At 63.2% G+C, this 20647-nt stretch carries 14 protein-coding genes, 2 tRNA genes and 2 pseudogenes; 13 read left to right on the forward strand and 5 right to left on the reverse strand.

The window, feature by feature from the left end; genetic code table 11:
- Both carA and dapB read right to left on the reverse strand, forming a co-directional pair.
- Positions 1 to 1137 carry a glutamine-hydrolyzing carbamoyl-phosphate synthase small subunit gene (gene carA, locus BN1134_RS16990; RefSeq protein WP_042048659.1) on the reverse strand — a complete coding sequence of 379 codons (1137 nt, stop codon included), beginning with the start codon at positions 1135 to 1137 and terminating at the stop codon, positions 1 to 3.
- Between the two features lie 602 nt (positions 1138 to 1739).
- Positions 1740 to 2552: a 4-hydroxy-tetrahydrodipicolinate reductase gene (dapB, locus tag BN1134_RS16995; RefSeq protein WP_042048660.1), complete on the reverse strand. Its 813-nt coding sequence runs from the start codon at positions 2550 to 2552 to the stop codon at positions 1740 to 1742.
- Between the two features lie 502 nt (positions 2553 to 3054).
- Here dapB and BN1134_RS17000 point away from each other — a divergent pair.
- The 4 genes from BN1134_RS17000 to serA all read left to right on the forward strand — a co-directional run bounded on the left by BN1134_RS17000 (position 3055) and on the right by serA (position 7219).
- Positions 3055 to 4380 carry a Na+/H+ antiporter NhaC family protein gene (locus BN1134_RS17000; protein WP_042048661.1) on the forward strand — a complete coding sequence of 442 codons (1326 nt, stop codon included), beginning with the start codon at positions 3055 to 3057 and terminating at the stop codon, positions 4378 to 4380.
- A gap of 69 nt (positions 4381 to 4449) precedes the next feature.
- Positions 4450 to 5031: a 5-formyltetrahydrofolate cyclo-ligase gene (locus tag BN1134_RS17005; protein WP_042048662.1), complete on the forward strand. Its 582-nt coding sequence runs from the start codon at positions 4450 to 4452 to the stop codon at positions 5029 to 5031.
- Between the two features lie 103 nt (positions 5032 to 5134).
- Positions 5135 to 5788, forward strand: coding sequence for a ribose-5-phosphate isomerase RpiA (gene rpiA, locus BN1134_RS17010; RefSeq protein WP_042048663.1), 654 nt, complete (start codon positions 5135 to 5137; stop codon positions 5786 to 5788).
- A 198-nt stretch (positions 5789 to 5986) separates the two neighbouring features.
- Entirely contained in the window at positions 5987 to 7219 is a 1233-nt protein-coding gene (gene serA, locus BN1134_RS17015; protein WP_042048664.1) for a phosphoglycerate dehydrogenase, read from the forward strand.
- A gap of 133 nt (positions 7220 to 7352) precedes the next feature.
- Here serA and BN1134_RS17020 read toward each other — a convergent pair whose 3' ends face one another.
- From BN1134_RS17020 to BN1134_RS17030, 3 genes are all read right to left on the reverse strand, one after another.
- Positions 7353 to 7553, reverse strand: a complete 201-nt coding sequence (locus BN1134_RS17020) for a DUF2517 family protein (protein WP_042048665.1) — start codon at positions 7551 to 7553, stop codon at positions 7353 to 7355.
- 225 nt (positions 7554 to 7778) lie between these two features.
- Positions 7779 to 7852: transfer RNA gene (locus BN1134_RS17025), tRNA-Cys, on the reverse strand.
- Positions 7853 to 7870: 18 nt separating this feature from the next.
- Positions 7871 to 7946 (reverse strand) — tRNA-Gly (locus BN1134_RS17030).
- A 283-nt stretch (positions 7947 to 8229) separates the two neighbouring features.
- On the opposite strand from BN1134_RS17030, the gene BN1134_RS17035 reads away from it, so the two are divergent.
- The 9 genes and pseudogenes from BN1134_RS17035 to BN1134_RS17075 form a co-directional block, all read left to right on the forward strand.
- Positions 8230 to 11613 carry a hybrid sensor histidine kinase/response regulator gene (locus BN1134_RS17035; RefSeq protein WP_198133207.1) on the forward strand — a complete coding sequence of 1128 codons (3384 nt, stop codon included), beginning with the start codon at positions 8230 to 8232 and terminating at the stop codon, positions 11611 to 11613.
- A 368-nt stretch (positions 11614 to 11981) separates the two neighbouring features.
- Entirely contained in the window at positions 11982 to 13658 is a 1677-nt protein-coding gene (locus BN1134_RS17040; protein ID WP_042048667.1) for an ABC transporter substrate-binding protein, read from the forward strand.
- A gap of 115 nt (positions 13659 to 13773) precedes the next feature.
- Complete coding sequence (locus BN1134_RS17045) at positions 13774 to 14757, forward strand: ABC transporter permease (RefSeq protein ID WP_042048668.1); 984 nt, start codon at positions 13774 to 13776, stop codon at positions 14755 to 14757.
- A 1-nt stretch (position 14758) separates the two neighbouring features.
- Positions 14759 to 15661 (forward strand): ABC transporter permease, encoded by a 903-nt coding sequence (locus BN1134_RS17050; protein WP_042048669.1) that lies wholly within the window; start codon positions 14759 to 14761, stop codon positions 15659 to 15661.
- The gene (locus BN1134_RS17055; RefSeq protein ID WP_042048670.1) at positions 15658 to 16668 is read left to right on the forward strand and encodes an ABC transporter ATP-binding protein; all 1011 of its coding nucleotides are present in this window, start codon (positions 15658 to 15660) and stop codon (positions 16666 to 16668) included. Before BN1134_RS17050 ends, BN1134_RS17055 begins: the two co-directional genes overlap by 4 nt.
- A gap of 11 nt (positions 16669 to 16679) precedes the next feature.
- Positions 16680 to 17672 (forward strand): ABC transporter ATP-binding protein, encoded by a 993-nt coding sequence (locus BN1134_RS17060; protein WP_042048671.1) that lies wholly within the window; start codon positions 16680 to 16682, stop codon positions 17670 to 17672.
- 6 nt (positions 17673 to 17678) lie between these two features.
- A pseudogene (locus tag BN1134_RS17065) lies at positions 17679 to 19384 on the forward strand (glycoside hydrolase family 9 protein).
- Positions 19377 to 20258: a glucosamine kinase nucleotide-binding domain-containing protein gene (locus BN1134_RS17070; protein ID WP_042048672.1), complete on the forward strand. Its 882-nt coding sequence runs from the start codon at positions 19377 to 19379 to the stop codon at positions 20256 to 20258. The pseudogene BN1134_RS17065 and the gene BN1134_RS17070 overlap by 8 nt, the downstream one beginning before the upstream one ends.
- Positions 20243 to 20647, forward strand: a pseudogene (locus BN1134_RS17075) (beta-N-acetylhexosaminidase); the annotation flags it as partial. The gene BN1134_RS17070 and the pseudogene BN1134_RS17075, both read left to right, overlap by 16 nt.

A 20647-nucleotide genomic window follows, 5' to 3' on the forward strand; every position in this document is an offset into this window, starting at 1 on the left:
TTAGGCGCGATACTGCTTAATCAATTCGATGAAGTGGTCGAACAGGCCGGCACAGTCGTGCGGACCGGGGCTCGCCTCCGGGTGACCCTGGAAGCTGAAGGCCGGGCGGTCGGTGCGATGCACCCCTTGCAAGGTGCCATCGAACAGGGAGACGTGGGTGGCGCGCAGGCAATCCGGCAGGCTGCTTTCATCCACCGCGAAACCGTGGTTCTGGGCGGTGATCATGACGGTGTTGTCATCCAGGCTCTTCACCGGGTGGTTGGCACCGTGGTGGCCGAACTTCATCTTGATGGTCTCGGCGCCGGAGGCCAGCGCCAGCAGTTGGTGACCCAGGCAGATGCCAAACACCGGGATGTCGGTGTTGAGGAACGCCTTGATGGCCTCGATGGCATAATCGCACGGGGCCGGATCGCCCGGGCCGTTGGAGAGGAAGATGCCATCGGGATTCATCGCCAGCACCTCGGCGGCCGGGGTCTTGGCCGGCACCACGGTCAGGCGGCAACCGCGATCGACCAGCATGCGCAGGATGTTGCGCTTGACGCCGAAGTCGTAGGCCACCACGTGATACTTGAGATCGCCCTCAGCCGGGGTCGCGTGTCCCTTACCCAGCTCCCAGCTCCCTTCACGCCAGCGATAGGGCTCAGCGACGGTCACTTCCTTGGCAAGATCCATCCCCTTGAGTCCAGGGAAGGCGCGAGCCTGGCTCAGGGCATGGGCCTCATCGAGCGCCTTGCCAGCCATGATGCAACCGTTCTGGGCTCCCTTCTCACGCAAGATACGGGTCAACTTACGGGTGTCGATGTCGGCGATGCCGACGATGCCGCGTGTCTTGAGATAATCGGAGAGGGATTGTTGATTGCGGAAGTTGGAGGCGAGGATAGGAAGATCGCGGATGATGAGGCCCTGTGCGTGGATTTGGGTAGACTCTTCATCTTCTGGGTTGGTGCCGGTATTGCCGATATGGGGATAAGTGAGGGTAACAATCTGACGGGAATAGGAGGGGTCGGTGAGAATTTCCTGATAGCCCGTCATCGACGTATTGAAAACCACCTCACCAATGGAACATCCCTCGGCGCCTATCGATACGCCCTTGAAGACAGTTCCATCTTCCAGCACTAACAATGCAGTGTGACTCAAGACAACCTCCAGTTTTTTAGCTTGAAAATCAGCAACTTACCTGGGTGTTGCTAGCCTCGCGCCGGGACCTAAGGACCCAGCTGGGCCGGCATATTTCGGGCAAATTGCGCGCATTCTACTGAAAATCAGTGGCATTTCAACCACTGGCGCGCAGAAGATTGCATTTAAATTCTATAAAAAAGCAATTTCAGTCATTATCTATGCATTTGAGCGCCGCGCAACCCCCACCGCAAAACTTTTTTGCGCCCTCCATGCTACCCAGGGCGGCCACCCCTTTCATTTCCAACATAATTAAAATTAACTGATGTTTATCATCAACTTAAAAACAAGAAATGAAAATAACATGGCGCCTTATCAGCCTTGATGTGAAGATTAATTTTTTCACAGCATAGAAAAACGTTTTACTAGTTATGCATTTTTAATCTTTTTTTTGTGCGCTGGTTTGTGGTGACAAAACCAGCTGATGATAACAGGGTGTGACCGTTCAGTGGCGGGAAGATTCACAATCTGGATGAGGAAAAGAGCGACGACATGTGATTTTTCATCATTCAATAAAAAAAGGCGGCAAAGCCGCCTTTTTTACACGTTTTATCTATGCACACCTAGGTCAGGCTGAGCACATCCTGCATGTTGTACAAGCCTGCCGGTTGAGCCTTGAGCCAGCGGGCGGCCCGCACGGCGCCGTTGGCGAAGGTCAGACGGCTTGATGCCTTGTGGCTGATCTCAACCCGCTCGCCGATGTCGGCAAACATGACGGTGTGCTCCCCCACCAGATCGCCGGCACGGATGGTGGCGAAACCGATGGTGTTGCGATCCCGCTCGCCGGTGATCCCCTCGCGCCCATAAACAGCGCACTCCTTGAGATCCCGACCCAGGGTCTTGGCCACCACCTCTCCCATGGAGAGCGCCGTACCGGACGGGGCATCGACCTTGTGACGATGGTGCCCCTCGATGATCTCGATGTCGGTGTACTCCCCCATCACACGGGCAGCCTGTTCGAGCAGTTTGAACACCAGGTTGACGCCCACCGAGTAATTGGAGGCAAAGACGATCCCGATCTCAGTGGCGGCCTGTTCGATGGCCAGCTTGCCGGCGTCGTCGAAGCCGGTGGTACCGATCACCATCATCTTGCCGTGGGCGCGGGCCAGTGCGAGGTTCTCCAGCGTCACCTCGGGGCGGGTGAAGTCGATGATGAGATCCACCCGCTCAATGGCGGCGGCCAGGCTGTCGCCGATGGCGATGCCAAGATGACCGAGTCCGGCCAGCTCGCCGGCATCAAGGCCGATCACGGCCGAGCCGGGACGCTCCAGCGCAGCCCCAAGCACCACCCCTTCTTGTGCCTGGATCGCCTCCAGCAGCACCTTGCCCATTCGTCCCTGGCAGCCCATCACGGCTACGCGGATCGGAGTCTCCATCGCCTTCCTCATTTCGTTCTGCTTGCAAAGTCCCCTGTTTTACCAGCCGGGGCGCACTTTGCAAAGCCTGGGTTGCAGGAGACACTACCGACGCCCGCAGTCACAACGCGCGCCGCCATCTCGCCGGGCAGAGCAGAAGCGAGCACGCACCTTGGGCCAAGGCGGCCCCCTCAGCCCCTGCCCGGTTTAGCCCTTGACGGCCGCGCTTTGATAAAGAGCAGCAAAAGCCATGACATGACGCCTCGTCCGCCTCCGCCAGTTCGCCCACCGCCATACGAATAATTCACGGAAAACAATAAAAATCACAAACAAACTTCAGGTAAATAAACATAAACGGAATCGCGCTGAAAAAAGCATTATCCATCCGGACGTCTATGTTGACCCGGTGCCATCGACTCTCTAGTGTGTGCACCCACTGTGGCAGGATGCCGCCCTGTCCCCGGAGCCCTCCGGGCTCGCACAGGCCACGACAGGAGGTCATTGTTCAATCCCAGAGGAACAGATGATCCAGATCCAACCCAGCGCCAAAGCCCTGTTGCCCCTCCTGCTCTTTCTTGCCCTCTTCATCGGTACCGGCACCTGGCTGACCCTGCAGGGGGTCGAATTTGCCTTCTACCAACTGCCGGCACCGGTAGCCGCCCTGCCCGCCGTCATACTGGCGCTGCTGCTCGGCCGCGAGGGGTTCAACACCAACCTCGAGACCTTCTTCAAGGGGGTGGGTGACAGCAACATCATGGCCATGTGCCTCATCTACCTGCTGGCGGGCGCCTTCGCCACCGTGGCCAAGGCCACCGGCGGGGTGGATGCCACCGTGGCGCTCGGGCTCTCCATTATTCCCAGCTGGGCGCTGCTGCCGGGCCTGTTCCTCATCTCGGCCTTCGTGGCCACCGCCATGGGCACCTCGATGGGAACCATAGGCGCGGTCGCGCCGGTGGCCCTCGGCGTGGCCCACTCGGCCGGCATGGACCCCGTTCTGGTGGCCGGCGCCGTGCTCGGCGGCGCCATGTTTGGCGACAACCTCTCCATCATCTCTGACACCACCATCGCCGCTACCCGCAGCCAGGGGTGCGAGATGAAAGACAAGTTCCGTGAGAATCTGGCCATCGCCACCCCCGCCGCCATATTGGTGGTGCTCGGCTACCTGCTGCTGGGTGACGTCGCCACCATCCCGGCGCAAAGCACCAGCCAGTGGCTCCAAGTGCTGCCCTACCTGCTCATCCTGGTGCTGGCCCTCGCGGGCATGAATGTCTTTCTGGTGCTCGGCACCGGCATAGTGGTGGCCGGCGCCGTGGGGCTCATCAGCGCCGATTACCAGCTCAGCCAGTTCGTTCAGGACATCTATAAAGGCTTTGGCAGCATGCAGGAGATCTTCTTGCTCTCCATGCTGATCGGCGGCCTCGGCGCCCTGATGGAGCGCCAGGGTGGCCTGGCCTGGCTCAACGGCCGGATCGCCGCCCTTATCCATCGTTTCAGCCGCGGCCATGACGGCGAGCAGAACGAAAAGGCCGCCGAGCTCGGCATCGCCGCCGTGGTCGGTTTGACCAATGCCTGTACCGCCAACAACACGGTGGCGATCATCGTCGCGAGCAAAGTGGCCAAGGAGCTCGCCGATCAGCACGGCGTCACACCGCGCCGCGCCGCCTCCTTGCTCGATATCTTCTCCTGCGTGGTACAGGGGCTGATCCCCTGGGGAGCCCAGGCGCTGCTGCTCGGCTCCATCTTTGCGCTCTCGCCGATTGTCGTGGTCAGCCTGTGCTTCTATCCGCTGGTTCTGGCCATCGCGGCCCTCATCGCCATTTTTATCAAGCACACAGTTCGCAGCCATTAACTCACCTCAACGGGGCCATCCACAGGCAGCCACCGCAGTGGTATGCTCCGTTTGCTACAAGGAGGTCCCATGTCTGAACGCCACACCCTGCGCCAGCAGATCAGGGAGCGCCGCCGGGCGCTCACCGCCGAACAACAGCACCTGGCCGCCCAGCAGCTGCTCGAGCGTATCCAGTCTCATCCCGATATCGGTGCCGCCCGACGTGTCGCCTGCTACCTGGCCAACGATGGCGAGATCAACCCCCTGCCCGCCATCCACTGGCTGTGGGCTGAAAAGAAAGAGGTCTATCTGCCGGTGGTGCACCCCTTCACCCCGGGACACCTGTTGTTCCTGCACTACACCCCCACCTCGCCCATGGTGCGCAACAAGTTCAACATCGAGGAGCCCGAGCTCGACATGAGCCGTGTCATCCCCCACAGCGCCCTCGATCTGATGTTTACCCCCATGGTGGCGTTCGATGCGCAGGGCAACCGGCTCGGCATGGGAGGCGGCTATTACGATCGCACCCTGGCCTGCTGGCAGCAGCACCAGCTGGGCCCCAAGCCGATCGGCATCGCCCATGACTGCCAACAGGTGGCAGCCGTGCCAAACGAGGCATGGGACGTTCCTCTGCCCGAGATCCTCACCCCATCCAAGCACTGGCGTTTTTGAAAAAAATGTGACCCAACGCACATGAAAGGGGATGCTAGCGGTCGCCCTGCTCCCTCCCCTTATCCTATAATGCGCCCGCTTTTTACCCCCCTAAGGATCAGTCATGACGCAAGATGAGATGAAGAAGGCCGCCGGCTGGGCAGCCCTCCAGTATGTGGTTCCCGGCACCATAGTCGGGGTGGGCACCGGCTCCACCGTCAACCACTTCATTGACGCCCTCGGCACCATCAAGGATCAGATCAAGGGGGCCGTCTCCAGCTCCATCGCCTCCACCGAGCGCATGCAGGCCCTTGGCATCCAGGTGTTCGATCTGAACGAGATCGACAGCCTCTCCGTCTATGTGGATGGAGCCGACGAGATCAACGCCGCTCACGACATGATCAAGGGCGGTGGCGCCGCGCTGACCCGCGAGAAGATCGTCGCCGCCGTAGCCGACAAGTTCATCTGCATCATCGACAACACCAAGACGGTCGATGTACTCGGCACCTTCCCGCTGCCGGTCGAGGTGATCCCCATGTCACGGGAATACGTGGCACGCGAGATCCGAAAGCTCGGTGGCAATCCGGTGTGGCGTAAAGGGGTGGTGACCGATAACGGCAACGACATCCTCGACGTGCACGGTATGGCTATCGCCGAGCCCAAGGTGCTTGAGGCGCGCCTCAACGCCATCGTGGGGGTCGTCACCAACGGCCTGTTCGCCGCCCGTGGCGCCGACGTGGTGGTGATGGGCACCCCAAATGGGGTGGTCATCAGCTGATGTGAACTCTTATTCGATAAAAGGCGCCTTCGGGCGCCTTTTATTTTGCGAAAACCACGCCAGGCAAGGTCGCCAGGCATATGCTAAAAACGTTGAAAAGTTCAAAAAATTTGACTTTCATCACACTTGTTCCCAGACCCAAACGTTTTTGTTAATTTACGAGTTATTCACGCACTATAAGAAGGCAAAGGGAACGTCATGACAGTCAAGTTTTCATTGGACAAGGACAAGATCAAGGTGCTGCTGCTGGAAGGGGTTCACCCCAACACGGTGGAGACCTTCCGTGCGGCCGGGTATACCAGTGTGGAGTACCTCAAGACGTCGCTCTCCGAAGAGGAGCTGGTCGAGCGCATCCGCGACGTGCACTTCGTCGGCCTGCGTTCACGCACCCAACTGACTGAGAAGGTACTGGACGCGGCGAGCAAGCTGGTCGCCGTCGGCTGCTTCTGCATCGGTACCAACCAGGTCGACCTCAAGGCCGCCGAGGTGCGTGGCATTCCCGTCTTCAACGCCCCCTTCTCCAACACCCGCTCCGTCGCCGAACTGGTGCTGGGTGAAATCCTGCTGCTGCTGCGCGGCATTCCCGAAAAGAGTGCCAAGTGCCACCGCGGGATCTGGGAGAAGCTGGCCAATCACAGCGTCGAGGCCCGCGGCAAGAAACTCGGCATCATCGGCTACGGCCACATCGGCACCCAGCTGGGCATCATCGCCGAAAGCCTCGGCATGAAAGTCTATTACTACGACATCGAGAACAAGCTCTCGCTGGGTAATGCCATCCAGGTGCCCACCATGGCCGAGCTGCTCAACATGTCTGACGTCATCAGCCTGCATGTGCCTGAGACCGCCTCCACCAAGAACATGATCGGCGCCGAGCAGCTGCGCATGATGAAGCCGGGCGCCGTCTTCATTAACGCCTCGCGCGGTACCGTGGTAGAGATCGATGCCCTGGTGGAAGTGCTCAAGAGCGGCCACATCTCCGGCGCCGCCGTCGACGTCTTCCCGGTCGAGCCCAAGTCCAACGACGAGGAGTTCATGACCCCCCTGCGCGGCTTTGACAACGTGATCCTGACCCCGCACATCGGCGGCTCCACCCAGGAAGCGCAGGAGAATATCGGTCTGGAAGTGGCTAACAAGCTCATCAAGTACTCCGATAACGGCTCCACCCTGTCCGCCGTTAACTTCCCCGAGGTCTCACTGCCGGGCCATCGCGGCTCCAGCCGCCTGCTGCACATCCACCACAACCAGCCGGGTGTGCTCAACAAGATCAACCAGGCGTTCGCCGATGAGGGGATCAACATCGCCGGTCAGTATCTGCAAACCAGCAGCGAGATCGGCTATGTGGTGATCGACATCGAAAGCGAGCAGAGCGAGAAGGCCCTGGCCAAGCTCAAGGATATCGACGGCACCATCCGTGCCCGGATCCTGCACTGATCGCCACTGATGCATGCAAAAAGCCCCGTTTTACGGGGCTTTTTTGTTGATGTCCTCCGGCCAGCCACCTGTCGGCAGACGCCAGAAACACACATCCCGCCATGAGGGCGGGATGTGGGGGGAAACGGGTGTATCAGTAGAAGAGGCGTTCGGCACGCTCACTTTGCTTCAGCCACACCGGCTTGGTGCTGGTCTTGCACCAGATACGGTGCAGATAGCTGTAGAAGCGGGCCCGATCCTGACGAAACAGCATGAAAGGGAAGGCCAACACACCGAGCAGCAGCACCAGAGTACGACGCAGCAGGATCCGGGTCAGAGAAAACGGACGAAACATGGTAACTCCCTCCACTGGTTAGACCACTGAACAAAGAGTACCCCATGCTGTGTAGTTTTTCTACATCAAAAACCTAAATATTTATGAGCGAGGCGCAGATGTAAGCACAAAGTGAAATTTAGCAACATAGGCCAACAAAGCTGAACGGCAGGAGAGTTATCAACATCTGTCCAGAAGGCGTACAAAAGCACAGAGCCCGCTCATTGAGCGGGCTCTGTAAGAAGATGGAGGCGCGTTCCGGAGTCGAACCGGACTAAACGGATTTGCAATCCGCTACATAACCGCTTTGTTAACGCGCCAGACTCTCGATGAGAGAGTGGAGCGGGAAACGAGACTCGAACTCGCGACCCCGACCTTGGCAAGGTCGTGCTCTACCAACTGAGCTATTCCCGCTTTGCACAGGCAGTTACCTGACAACGAGGCGCATTATACGGAGCCAATGCGGTGAGACAAGCTTTTTTTGGCGGCGAAGGCGCCAATTTGGCGCGTTTGCTCAGCCTTTGCCCAAAGCGCCGAAAAAAACGACGCGAGGCTGTGAGGCAGGTGGCGCTTTACGGTAAAGGTCGTTGAAATCCCAAAGGTTTAGGCCAAGATAGAGTCCCGTGATTTACCGACGTTTCCCCATCAAACGACCATGAAAAGGATTTCTATGCCGACCGGGCTGCGCCCCAGGCTGATGCTGGTCTTCTTTCTGCTAGGCATGGTGCCCTTTCTGACCGTCTCCATCCTCTTTTTGCACTCCCACAGCAAGGATCTGACCGAACAGACCTCCAACCATCTGGTCTCGGCACGCAATATCAAGAAGGCGCAGATCGAGGATTACTTCGCCAACCTCAAGGATCAGGTGGTCACCTTCGCCCGCCAGGACTTCGCCGGCAACAGCATAGGCCGCTTCTACGGCTTCACTGGCGCCTTTGAAAAACTCGGCCTCACCCCAGAGGAAGCGCGCCAGCGCGCCGCTGCCCGTTACGTAGCCGGCTCATGGGACAAGCTGCAAAAACCCGATCCCGAGGCGCCACTGGCGCCTGAGATCAGCGCCCTGATCCTGGCCGACGAGATGTATGGCCGCGTGCACCAGCGCTTTCACCGCGGCTACGCGGATCTGGTGCGCCACGCCAACTACGCCGACATCTTCTTAGTCGATCTCAACGGCGACGTGGTCTATTCGGTTACCAAGCGCCCCAACTTCGCCACCAATCTGCTCTCGGGCCCCTACCAGTCGAGCGCCCTGGCCCAGACCTTCGCCCGGGTCAAGCTGCGTCTGGACGGAGGCATTGACCCGCAGCAGGTATTCGAGTTCACCGACTTTAGCTTCAACCCCCTGAGCGGCGAGGTGGTCGCCTACTTAGCCGCCCCCGTGATGCAATACGACTCGGTGCGCGGCGTGGTGCTCTTCGAGCTACGCCCCGACAAGCTGACCCGGATCATGGCCGAGCGCGAAGGGCTCGGTGAGACCGGCGAGACCATCCTCGTCGGCCCGGATCGGCGGATGCGCGCCGATGCCCTGCTCAGCCCCGACTTCAGCGTGGCCCAGAGCTTTTCGGCCAACGGCCACCCGATGAACACCCCGCTGGTCGAGCGGACCCTGGCCGGGGAGCAGGGGGTCGGCCTCTTTCGCTCCTATCAGGGGGACGAGGTGCTGGCGGCCTATACCCAGGTGCAGGCGTTCAACAGCGAGTGGGCACTGATCGCCGAGATCTCCACCCGCGAGGCCTACAGCCGCATCCGCCAGCTCGAGACCCTGGCCGTCACCCTGACCCTGGCTTCGCTGATCCTGGCGCTGCTGCTCTCTCGCTGGCTCTCCAACACCATCACCGCCCCCCTGCGCGCCCTCTCGGAGGCCGCCGAGCGGGTCTCCAACGGCGATCTCGAGCACCCCATCAATACCAGCCGGGCCGATGACGAAATCGGCCGCCTCTCGCGGGCCTTCGCCCACATGCAGCGCTCGGTGCGCGAGAAGCTGGCCCTGATCGCCATCCAGACCCGTGAGCTGCAAGATCAGGTGGCCCTCACCCAGCGCCAGAACCTCAGCTTGCAAGAGGCCGATCGCCTCAAGGACGAGCTGCTGGCCAACACCTCCCACGAGCTGCGCACCCCCATCCACGGCATCAAGGGGATGGCCGAGGCCATGCTGGCCAGCGAAGATGGGCTGAGCGAGCGCCAGCAGGGGCAGCTCGGTCTCATCATCAAGAGCGCCGGCAGTCTGGCTCGGCTGGTGGACGATCTGCTCGACTACCACCGCCTGCGCCACGGTCAGCTCGAGATCCGCCCCGCCCCCGTCTCTGCCAAGGCGGTGATCCGCCTGGTGCTCGATCTCTGCCAGCACCTGGTGCAGGGCAAGCCGGTTCGGCTGATCGATCGCAGCGCCGACGACCTGCCTCCGGTGCAGGCCGACGAGCAGCGCCTCGAGCAGGTGCTGTGGAATCTGGTCGGCAACGCCATCAAGTACACGCCGGAGGGCAAGGTGGTGCTGAGCGCCCATCGCGAGGCGGGGAGGCTGTGCATTCGCATCGCCGACACCGGCATCGGCATTGCGCCCGATCAGCTCGAGCACATCTTCGAGCCGCTGGTGCGCCTCGATACGCCAGGCGCCAAGCCGGGGGCCGGCCTTGGCCTCTCCATCACCCGCCAGCTGATCGCACAGATGGGGGGGGAGCTGACGGTCAGCAGCGAGCCCCAGGTGGGCTCGGTGTTCAGCATCAGCCTGCCGCTGGCCCCCGAAGGCGCGCAGCCGGGCCGAAGCGATAGCGCGGCGCCGAGGCCACAACTGCTGCGTCCCCCTGAGCTGCCGCTGCCGCCCCCGGCCAGCGCGCCGGAGGCGAGCGAGGCCGTCGCCACCTTACTCATCGTCGATGATGAGCCCATCAACCTGCATATCTTGCAGCAGCTGCTCAGCCCCTATGGCTATCGCCTGCTGCTGTGCAGCGACGGCCACGACGCCCTGCGCCGCCTTGAGGAGACGCCGGTCGATCTGCTGCTGCTCGATGTAATGATGCCGACCCTCTCTGGCTTCGATCTCTGCCGCCGCCTGCGTGAGCACTATCCACGCGATCGCCTGCCGGTGCTGCTGCTGACCGCCCTCGGCGGCCCCAAGGAGATCGAGGAGGGGTTCGCCGCCGGCGCCAACGACTACCTGGTCAAGCCGTTCGCCCGCGAGGAGCTGCTGGCCCGTATCCGCGCCCTGCTCGAGGCCAAGCGCGGCCGCGACACCTTAGTCGAGAACGCCCTGCTGAAACAGGAGGTGGAGCGGCGCCTGCAACTGCAAGAGGCCCTGCTCGACGATCAGCGCCACCTGCTCGCGCTGCTCGCCCAGGGACGCGAGAGCATGCTGTTCGTGCGCCCCGATGGCACCCTGCTGCTGGCCTCGCGCAGCGCCACCGAACTGCTCGGCATGCCAGGGGCCGAGCTGGAGGGGCGCCCCCTCGCCTCCCTGCTGGCCGAGCCACTGCCCTTGCCCCTGGTCGAATCGGCAGACGAGCTCACCCTGACGCTGCTGCTGGCCGGCCAGCCCACCCCCATCCGCGCCCGCAGCATCGCCACCCGCTACCGCGGTGAGCCGGCGCTCGCCCTCTGCCTGCTGACCCAAGAGGAGCCGGCCCCCGAACGCATCGAGGCGCTGGAGCGCGCCCTCAAGAGCCTCTCACGCCAGGCCATCATCGAAGATGAACAGCTGCTCGGCGAGCTGAGCCGGCTTGGCGGCGAGTTCCGCACCCTGGCCGACAACCTGATCCGCCAGCAGGATGAAGATCCCCTGCGCCGCGCCTTAGTCGACACCCTGAACCTTTCGCTGGCGGCCTGGCAGCAGGCGACCGGCAAGGGCAAGGTGGCGCTGGCCGAAAAGAGCAAGCTGTGGCGGGTCTACCTCGACAAGTCGAGCCCCCAGACCCGCACCCTCGATAAATACCTGACCCTCGACACCCTGCCCCAGGCTCCGCGCTGGAAGACGGTGGTGGCCACCGCCGAGTATGTATTGCAGCACTGCGCCCTCGACGAGCCAACCCGCCAGCGGCTGCAACTGCATAGCCAGGAGCTGCGGCAACTGGCGACCCGCCGCCCCTAACCAGAGAGGGGGCCGGGGATCGTTCCTGCGCCTGATGACGCGCTCAGGGCTCCCCGGCCAAGAGCCCGGATCACCGTCACAACTTTTTAATAACCAGGGCAAAGCCGGCGCTTTTTATTCGGATCAAATAAATTCAATGCATTGATTTAAAACGATTAAAAATCAATTTTGACGAAAATGACGAAAACCCTTCACTTTTTACGAAAACAACGATCTCCCGGCTTGTGATGGGCCCCCCTCCTCTGCTTTGCTAAGAGCCGTTGGATAAGCAATGCGGCGCCAGACCGCACCAACGCCGGAGGACCGCACCACAGCATGCTGATGCGGTGCTCACACCCAACAAGGAATAAAAGAAGAAAGGAATAACCATGCTTGCCAAACTGTCCACACTCTCTGCCTCGGTCATGCTGGGCACCCTGATGGTTGCCGGCACCGCCATGGCGGCCGACAACAAGACGGTACTGACCCTGGTCGCCCAGCAAGAAACGGCCTGGGTGAAGAACTTCAACCCCTTCTTGCAGGCCGGCCTGCTGCACACCACCCGCCACTTCATCTACGAGCCCCTGGTCATCTTCAATGACATGCAGGGGGGCAAACCGGTCTTTCGCCTGGCCACTCACTACGCCTTTGGCGACGACCTGAAAAGCGTCACCTTCGATCTGCGCGACGGGGTGAAGTGGTCTGACGGGGAGGGCTTCGACGCCGACGACGTGCTCTTCTCCTTCAATCTCATCAAGGCCAACAAGGCGCTGGATGAGCGCTCCATCTGGACCCAGATCACCGGGGTCGAGAAGCTGGCGCAAAACAAGGTGAAGTTTACCTTGAGCGAAGTGAACACCAACGTGGTCAACGATCTGGTGCTGGTGCCCATCGTGCCCGAACACCAGTGGAAGTCGGTGAAAGACCCGGTCGCCTTTACCAACGACAAGCCGGTCGGCAGCGGCCCCTTCACCGAGGTGGAGAACTTCTCGGCCCAGCTCTACACCCAGTGCCGCAACCCGCACTACTGGGATAACGCCAACCTCACCATCGACTGCCTGCGCATGCCGCAGATGGCCACCAACGATCAGGTGCTGGCCGCCGTGATGAAGGGCGATGTCGACTGGTTCGGCTCCTTCGTGCCGGATATCGAGCGCCTCTACGTCGGCAACGATCCCAAGAACAACAAGTACTGGTTCCCCGCCTCCGGTACCGTGGCGTTCAACGTCAACTTCCAGACCAAGCACCCGGGCAACCACGAGGCGTTCAACGACGTCAACTTCCGCCGCGCCTTCTCCATGGCCATGGACCGCCAGTCCATGGTGGACATCGCCGGCTACGGCTACCCCACCGTCAACGAGTACCCTTCCGGGCTCGGCAAGGCCTTCGAGACCTGGGACAACCCGGCCGTCGAGCAGCAATACGGCAAGTACAACAAGTTCGATCTGGAGGGGGCCAAGGCGCTGCTCAAACAGGCGGGCTACAAGGACTGCGACGGCGACCAGTTCCTCGACACCCCAAGCTGCAAGAAGATCGAGTTCAAGGTGCTGGTGCCAAACGGCTGGACCGACTGGGTCAACACGGTGCAGATCGGCGTCGAAGGGTTGCAGGCCCTCGGTATCAACGCCAAGACCGCCACCCCGGAGGCCACCGTCTGGACCGAGGCCCTGGTCACCGGTGACTTCGACGCGGCCTTGCAGGGCTACTTTGCCGGCGCCAACCCGCACAAGTACTTCGAGACCGCCTTCCACTCACGCAACATGGGTGAGCGCGGCAACCGCTTCGCGGCCCCCCGCTACAAGGATCCGGAGCTCGACAAGCTGATCGACGCCTTCACCCAGACCGCTGACGCGGCCAAGCAGAAGGCGATCATGTTCGCCATCCAGGAGAAGGTCGGTGCCAACCAGACCATCATCCCTGTGTTCAACAACCCGACCTGGTACGAGTACAGCACCAAGCGCTTCCACGGCTGGTTCAGCGCCGACAACCCGGTCGCCAAGCCGCAAGTCCACCCGGACACCCCCGAGCGCCTGCTGCACGTCCTGTCGCTCAAACCCAACAGCTAACCCACACCCGGCCCCCTGCGGGGGGCCACTTCCCTCACCGTCGGCAGCCCCCACTTCGCATGGGTAGGGTCACTGTGGCCGCACGGCGGGAAGCGCGCAGTAAAAAGGTGTCATCATGGGCTTCGTACTCCGACGTTTCTCCTTCTATCTGGTCGCCTTCCTGGTGGCCGCCGCCATTAACTTCCTGCTGCCACGCGCCATGCCGGGCGATCCGGTCTCGGTCATGTTCGCCCGCGCCGGCGCCATGATGGAGCCTGCCGCCCTGGAGGCCCTCAAGGCCACCTTCGGCTTTGTCGACGGCCCCCTCGGCGAGCAGTTCCTCACCTACGTGAAGAGCGTCCTCACCTGGGATCTCGGCACCTCGGTGCGCTTCTATCCGCAGCCGGTGGCCGACGTGCTGGGCCGGGCGCTCGGCTGGACCCTGTTTCTGGTCGGCACCTCCACCGTGCTGAGCTTTGCCGTCGGCTCGGTCATCGGCATCTTCGCCGCCTGGTACCGGGGCGGGCGCATGGACAGCCTCCTCTCGCCGCTCACTCTGGTGATGCAGGCCATCCCCCCCGTGGTGGTCTCCTTGCTGGCCCTGTTCCTGTTCGGGGTGAGCCTAGCATGGCTGCCGATTGGCTATGCCTACAGCCCGGAGATCCCGGCCGACTGGGGCTGGGCGCACATCAAGAGCATCCTGACCCACGCCATCATGCCGGTCGGCACCCTGGCGCTGGTGCAGATCGGCGGCTTTCTCATCACCATGCGCAACAACATGATCAACCTGCTCGGCGAGGACTACATCACCATGGCCAAGGCCAAGGGGCTCTCCACCTCGCGGGTCATCTTCAACTACGGGGCGCGCAACGCCATCTTGCCGAGCGTGACCGCGCTCTCCATGGCGCTGGGCTTTGTCATCGGCGGCTCCCTCATCACCGAGGTGGTGTTCAACTACCCCGGCCTGGGGTTAACCCTCTATCAGGGGATCCTGGCGCGCGACTACCCGCTCATTCAGGGCCAGCTGCTCATCATGACCATCGCCATGCTCAGCTTTAACTTCCTCGCCGACGTGCTCTACGTCTTTCTCGATCCCCGCCTGCGCAAAGGAGGCAAATAAGATGCAGATGCCTGTCATCGTCAAGATCCTGCTTGGCAACAAGAAGGCCGCGTTTGGCCTCGCCATCGTGGTCACCTTCGTGCTGATGGCCCTGTTTGCGCCGCTGATCGCCAGCCATGACCCCACCAAACGGGTCGCCCGCCCCCATCAAGAGCCGAGCGCCGAATACGTGATGGGCACCACCCGCATGGGGCGCGACATCTGGTCCCAATTCGTCCACGGCGGCCGCGTTTCGCTGCTGGTCGGCTTTGGCGCGGGCCTCTTGGTATGCGTGCTGGCGGTCTCTATCGGTATCACCGCCGGCTATTTTGGCGGCGTCATCGACGAGGCCCTCACCTTCCTGATGAACGTGGTGCTGGTGATCCCCAACCTCCCCCTGCTGCTGGTGCTGGCGAGCTTCATCGGGGAGGCCTCCCCCTGGGTCATTGCCCTCATCATCGGGCTCACCTCCTGGGCCTATGGGGCGCGCGTCATCCGCGCCCAGACCCTGGCGCTGCGGGAAAAAGAGTTCGTCATCGCCGCCGAGGTGCTGGGGGAGCCGGCCTGGCGCATCATACTGGTCGAGATCCTGCCCAATCTCATCTCCATCATCGGGGTGAGCTTCATCGGCTCCATCATCTACGCCATCGTCACCGAGGCGACCCTGGAGTTCCTCGGACTCGGGGACCCCTTGGTGGTGAGCTGGGGCATCATGCTCTACAACGCCCAGACCGCCAGCGCCCTGCTGGTCGGCGCCTGGTGGGAGGTGCTCTTCCCGTGTCTGGCCATCGCCACCCTGGGAGCGGGGCTGGCCCTGCTCAACTTCGCCATCGACGAGATTGCCAACCCGCAGCTGCGCTCCCACAAGGGACTGGCCCGCTGGAAGCGCTTGGCTGCCCCCCTGCCCGAGGAGAAGACCGCATGAGCCTCCCCCCCCTGCTGTCGGTGCGCAACCTCTGCGTCGACTACCTCACCGAGAGCGGCGACGTGCGCGCCGTCAATTCGGTCAGCTTTGACATCCAGCGCGGCGAGATCTTCGGCCTCGCCGGCGAGTCGGGCTGCGGCAAGTCCACCGTCGCCTTCTCGGTGGCCCGGCTGCACAAGCCGCCCGCCTACATCAGTGGCGGCGAGATCCTGTTCAAGGGCGAAGCTATCCTGCACTACGACGAGCGCCGCCTGCGCGACTACCGCTGGCAGCAGGTCGCGGTAGTGTTCCAGTCCGCCATGAACGCCCTCAACCCGGTGCTGCGCATGGAGGAGCAGTTTTGCGACGTGCTGCTCGCCCACAACCCCGGCATGACCCGCTATGAGGCGATAAAGCGCGCGCAGGCGCTGCTCGAGATCGTCGACATCCACCCGAGCCGGCTGCTCGACTACCCGCACCAGTTCTCCGGCGGCATGCGCCAGCGGCTGGTGATCGCCATCGCGCTGGCCCTCAACCCCGAGCTGCTCATCATGGACGAGCCGACCACGGCGCTCGACGTGGTGGTGCAGCGGGAGATCCTGCAAAAGGTCTATGCACTGAAAGAGCAGTTCAACTTCTCCATCCTCTTCATCACCCACGACCTCTCCTTGATGGTCGAGTTCTGCGATCGCATCGGCATCATGTACGCCGGGGAACTGGTGGAGGTGGCCCCGGCCAAGTCGATCCTGACCGCGCCGCTGCACCCCTACACCAAGGGGCTTGGCAACTCCTTCCCGCCCCTGCATGGGCCCAAGACCGTGCTGGAGGGGATCCCAGGCACCCCGCTCAACCTGCTGGAGGTGCCGGTCGGCTGCCGTTTCCAGGCGCGCTGCAACCAAGCACACGCGCGCTGCCGGCAGGAGTACACCACCTTGCATGAGGTGCGCCCAGGCCAGCTCGCCGCCTGCCACCTGCATGCACAAGAAGAGTCACCGTTCATTCACTTCAGTCAGGCCGCAGGCGCGTGAAGAGGTAAGCCATGACGATTGCACAGACAGCGGAAGCCATCATCGAGGTGCAGCACCTCTACAAGGACTTCCCCATCAACTCCAACGCCCTGAAAAGCGACAAGATGCGGGCCCTCTCCGACATCAGCTTCACCCTCGCCAGGGGACGCGCCCTGGCGGTGGTCGGCGAGTCGGGCTCGGGCAAGAGCACGGTGGCCAAGATCATCGCCAAGATGTACAAGGCAAGCCGCGGCCGCATCCTCTATCGCGGCCGGGATCTGGAGGAGTTCAACAAGGGCACCGCCCTGCTCGACTACCGCCAGAGCGTGCAGATGGTGTGGCAAGATCCGTTCGGTTCATTGAACCCGACCCACACCATCTACCACCACATCGCCCGCCCCCTGCTGCTGCACAGCAAGGTACTCGACAAGCGGGATCTGCCCGACATGGTCTATGGCCTCCTTGAAAAGGTGGGGCTGACCCCGGCCAGGGCGACGGCCGCCAAGTACCCGCACCAGCTCTCCGGCGGCCAGCGCCAGCGGGTCAACATCGCCCGCAACCTGGCGGTGGAGGCCGAGGTGGTGCTGGCCGACGAGCCCACCTCCATGCTCGATGTCTCGATTCGCATCGGCATCCTCAACCTGATGGAGCAGATGAAGGAGGAGCTCGGCGTCTCCATGCTCTACATCACCCACGACATCGCCACCGCCCGCTATGTGGCCGAAGATCTGGCGGTGATGTACGTGGGCCACATGGTCGAATGGGGCGAGGTGGATGAGATCCTGCACCACCCCCAGCACCCCTACACCCGGCTGCTCATCTCGGCGGTTCCGGACCCTGAAAAGAGCATCCACGCCGAGCTGGAGGGGGGGCGCAAGGGGGAGATCCCGCTGTGGACCCCGGACTCCTGCGGCTGCCCGTTTGCCGGGCGCTGCCACTCGGCCCAGCCGCGCTGTCAGAGCGCCCTGCCGCCGGTGACCCGACTCGCCGACAACCACTTCGTGCGCTGCTACCTGTTCGAGTGAGGCCCCATGGAACTTCTGATAAACCAGGTCGGCTTTGATCCCCACGCCCCCAAGCTGGCGCTGCTGCAACACAGCCAGGCCGCGCTCACCCCAGGCCCCCTGCGGGTGCGTCGCCTGAGCGATGACGCCGTGGTGCTACGCGCGCCGTTTGGCCCGGAAGAAAGCGTGCCGGGCTGGCAAGGGCGCCACTTCTGGCGGGCGGATCTCTCGGCGCTCACGGCGCCGGGTCACTATCGCCTCGAGGTGGTCACCGACCAAGGCACAGTGCGCTCGGCCCGCTTTGAGGTAGGTGAGCGGCTACTTGCGCGTCAGTGCCTCTCCGATGTGGTGCACTACCTCAAGGGGCAGCGCTGTAGCGGCCTCTTCGAGCGGGCCGACCGCTGCGCCCGCATCCATGGCCGCGAAGCGCGCCGCGACGTGCACGGCGGCTGGTATGACGCGAGCGGTGACGTGAGCAAGTACTTAAGCCACCTCTCTTACGCCAACTACATGAACCCCCAGCAGACCCCGCTGGTGGTTTGGTCGCTGCTCACCTGCCGCGAGCGGCTGGCACGCCGTGAGGATATCGACAGCCAGAACCTGGCTCGCCGCCTCACCGACGAGGCCCTGCACGGGGCCGATTTTCTCTGCCGCATGCACGATGAGTCGGGCTTTTTCTACATGACCCTGTTCGACCGGTGGAGCAAAGACCCCGAGCAGCGCACCCTGTGCGCCTACGCCACCCAGCAGGGGATCACATCAATCGACTATCAGGCCGGCTTTCGGCAAGGGGGCGGCATGGCCATCGCCGCCTTAGCCCGCGCCGCCCGCGAAGCGCACGGTGGCGAGTTTGCACCGGCTCACTACGCCGTTGTGGCCGAGGCAGGCTATCGCCACCTGCGCGAGCACAACCTCGCCTATCTCGACGACGGCCACGAGAACATCATCGACGAGTATTGCGCCCTGCTGGCCGCCGTCGAGCTGACCCGCACCCTCGGCAATGAGTGGCTCGGCGAAGCGCGCCACTGGGCCACGCGACTGGCGCGGCGCCTGCGCCGCCATCCCGACGGGGGCCACTACTGGAGCGCCAACGACGACGGCTCGCGCCCCTACTACCACGCGGTCGAGGCCGGCCTGCCTGGGCTGGCGCTGATGGCCTATCTGGAGATAGAGCCCGAGCCGGAGCGCCGCGCCGAGGCCCTCGCCTGCCTCGAGGGATCACTGAGCAGCGAACTGGCATGGAGCGCCGCCCCAGGCAACCCCTTTGCCCTGGCCCGTCAGTATGTGAAGGGGGTGGACGAGCCGGCCCGGTTGGCGTTTTTCATGCCCCATCACAACGAGTCGGGCTACTGGTGGCAGGGTAAAATGCGCGGCTGGCCTCCTTGGCCGCCCTGGCGTTTGCCGCCCGTCCCTGGCTGCCCCATCTGGCCTCGGCCCTGACCGCCTATGGTCAGCACCAGCTCGACTGGATCTTGGGGAACAACCCCTTCGATGCCTGCATGCTGGCCGGCCATGGCTGCAACAATCCGAGCTACACGGCGGGCTGGCCCAATGCCCTCGGCGGGATCTGCAACGGCATCACGGCTGGGGTCGAGGATGAGCAAGATATCGCCTTCATCCCAGAAGCGTACCGGGCGCGGCTGGATCAGAACTGGCGCTGGGGCGAGCAGTGGCTCCCCCACGCCGCCTGGTTTGCGCTGGCCATCACCATGCAGGGGGAAGCACATGGGTGATCTCTACGTGGGGGTCGACGGGGGCGGCAGCCACACCCGGGCTCGGCTGCGTGACGCCAGCGGACGCCGGCTCGGCGAGGGGCGGGCCAGTGGCAGCAATCTGGAGCTCGGCATCCCGGTCGCCCGCGCCGCCGTGCTGGCCGCCATCGACGGCGCCCTGCGCGAGGCGGGTCTGGGGCCGCAGGACTATCGCCGCCTGCACGCCGGTCTGGCGCTGGCCTCCGCCGAGCTGCCCGAGTGCTACCACGCCTTTCTCGCCGAGCCGCTGCCCTTTGCCGAGGTGCGTCTTACGTCCGATGCCTTCGGGGCCTGCCTCGGCGCCTTTGGGGGGGAGGAGGGCGCCATCTTGATTGCCGGCACCGGCTCGGTCGGGCTGCTCTATCAGGGCGGACGCGTGCGCACCTGCTCGGGGCGCGGCTTTCCCATCTCGGATCTTGGCAGCGGCGCCTGGCTCGGGCTGCGCGCACTGCAATCGGCCCTGCTCAGCCACGACGGGATCCTGCCCCCCAGCGTGCTCGCCACCCGATTGCTGCATCACTTCGGTGGGGATCAGGCCCGGGTGGTGGTCTGGGCCAGCCACGCCATTCCCGCCGACTACGGCCGCTTTGCTCCCTGGGTACTGGAAGCCGCCCAGGATGGGGACGCGCTGGCCATCGCTCTGCGCGGCGAGGCCATCGCCGCCCTCTCGACCCTGATCGGCGGCCTGATCCAGATGGGGGCTCCACATATCGCCCTGCTGGGGGGATTGGGCCAAGCCCTTTCCGGCGCACTCGCTACCCACTATCCCGCCCATCTGGTCGAGCCTGCCGCCGATGCCATGGAAGGCGCCCTGCTTTTCATTCAACGCAAGGAGTTGCCATGTCTGCACCCCTGATAGATATCGCCGTGACCCGCAGCGGTGACGATCTCTGGCTCCAGCTCACCCTGGCCCCCGAGTTGCCGGTCGCCGGCTCACTGCACTTCTGCCTGGCCCGCTATCTGGATCCGGACTCGCTCAGCGGCGCCACCTTGCTGCGTCAGGTGGGCAGCTACAAAGAGCTCAAACTCGCCGGGCTGCACGACATCGCCTTCTGCTGCCCGCGCACCCCGATGGAGCGCTACTCGGATCTGCCGCAAGGCTTCTACCTGAGCCACCCCGATGCGGTGCTGCAACCCTTGCCGGTAGGGCGCCGCCACCTGGGGCTGACGGCGCCCCCTCCCCCCCCGCCCCTGCCACAGGTAGAGCCCGAGGCGGGGCTGGTGCCACAACCGGCGCGGTTACAC

Origin of the sequence: Aeromonas simiae, assembly GCF_000820125.1 — a bacterium.
GTDB lineage: Bacteria > Pseudomonadota > Gammaproteobacteria > Enterobacterales > Aeromonadaceae > Aeromonas > Aeromonas simiae.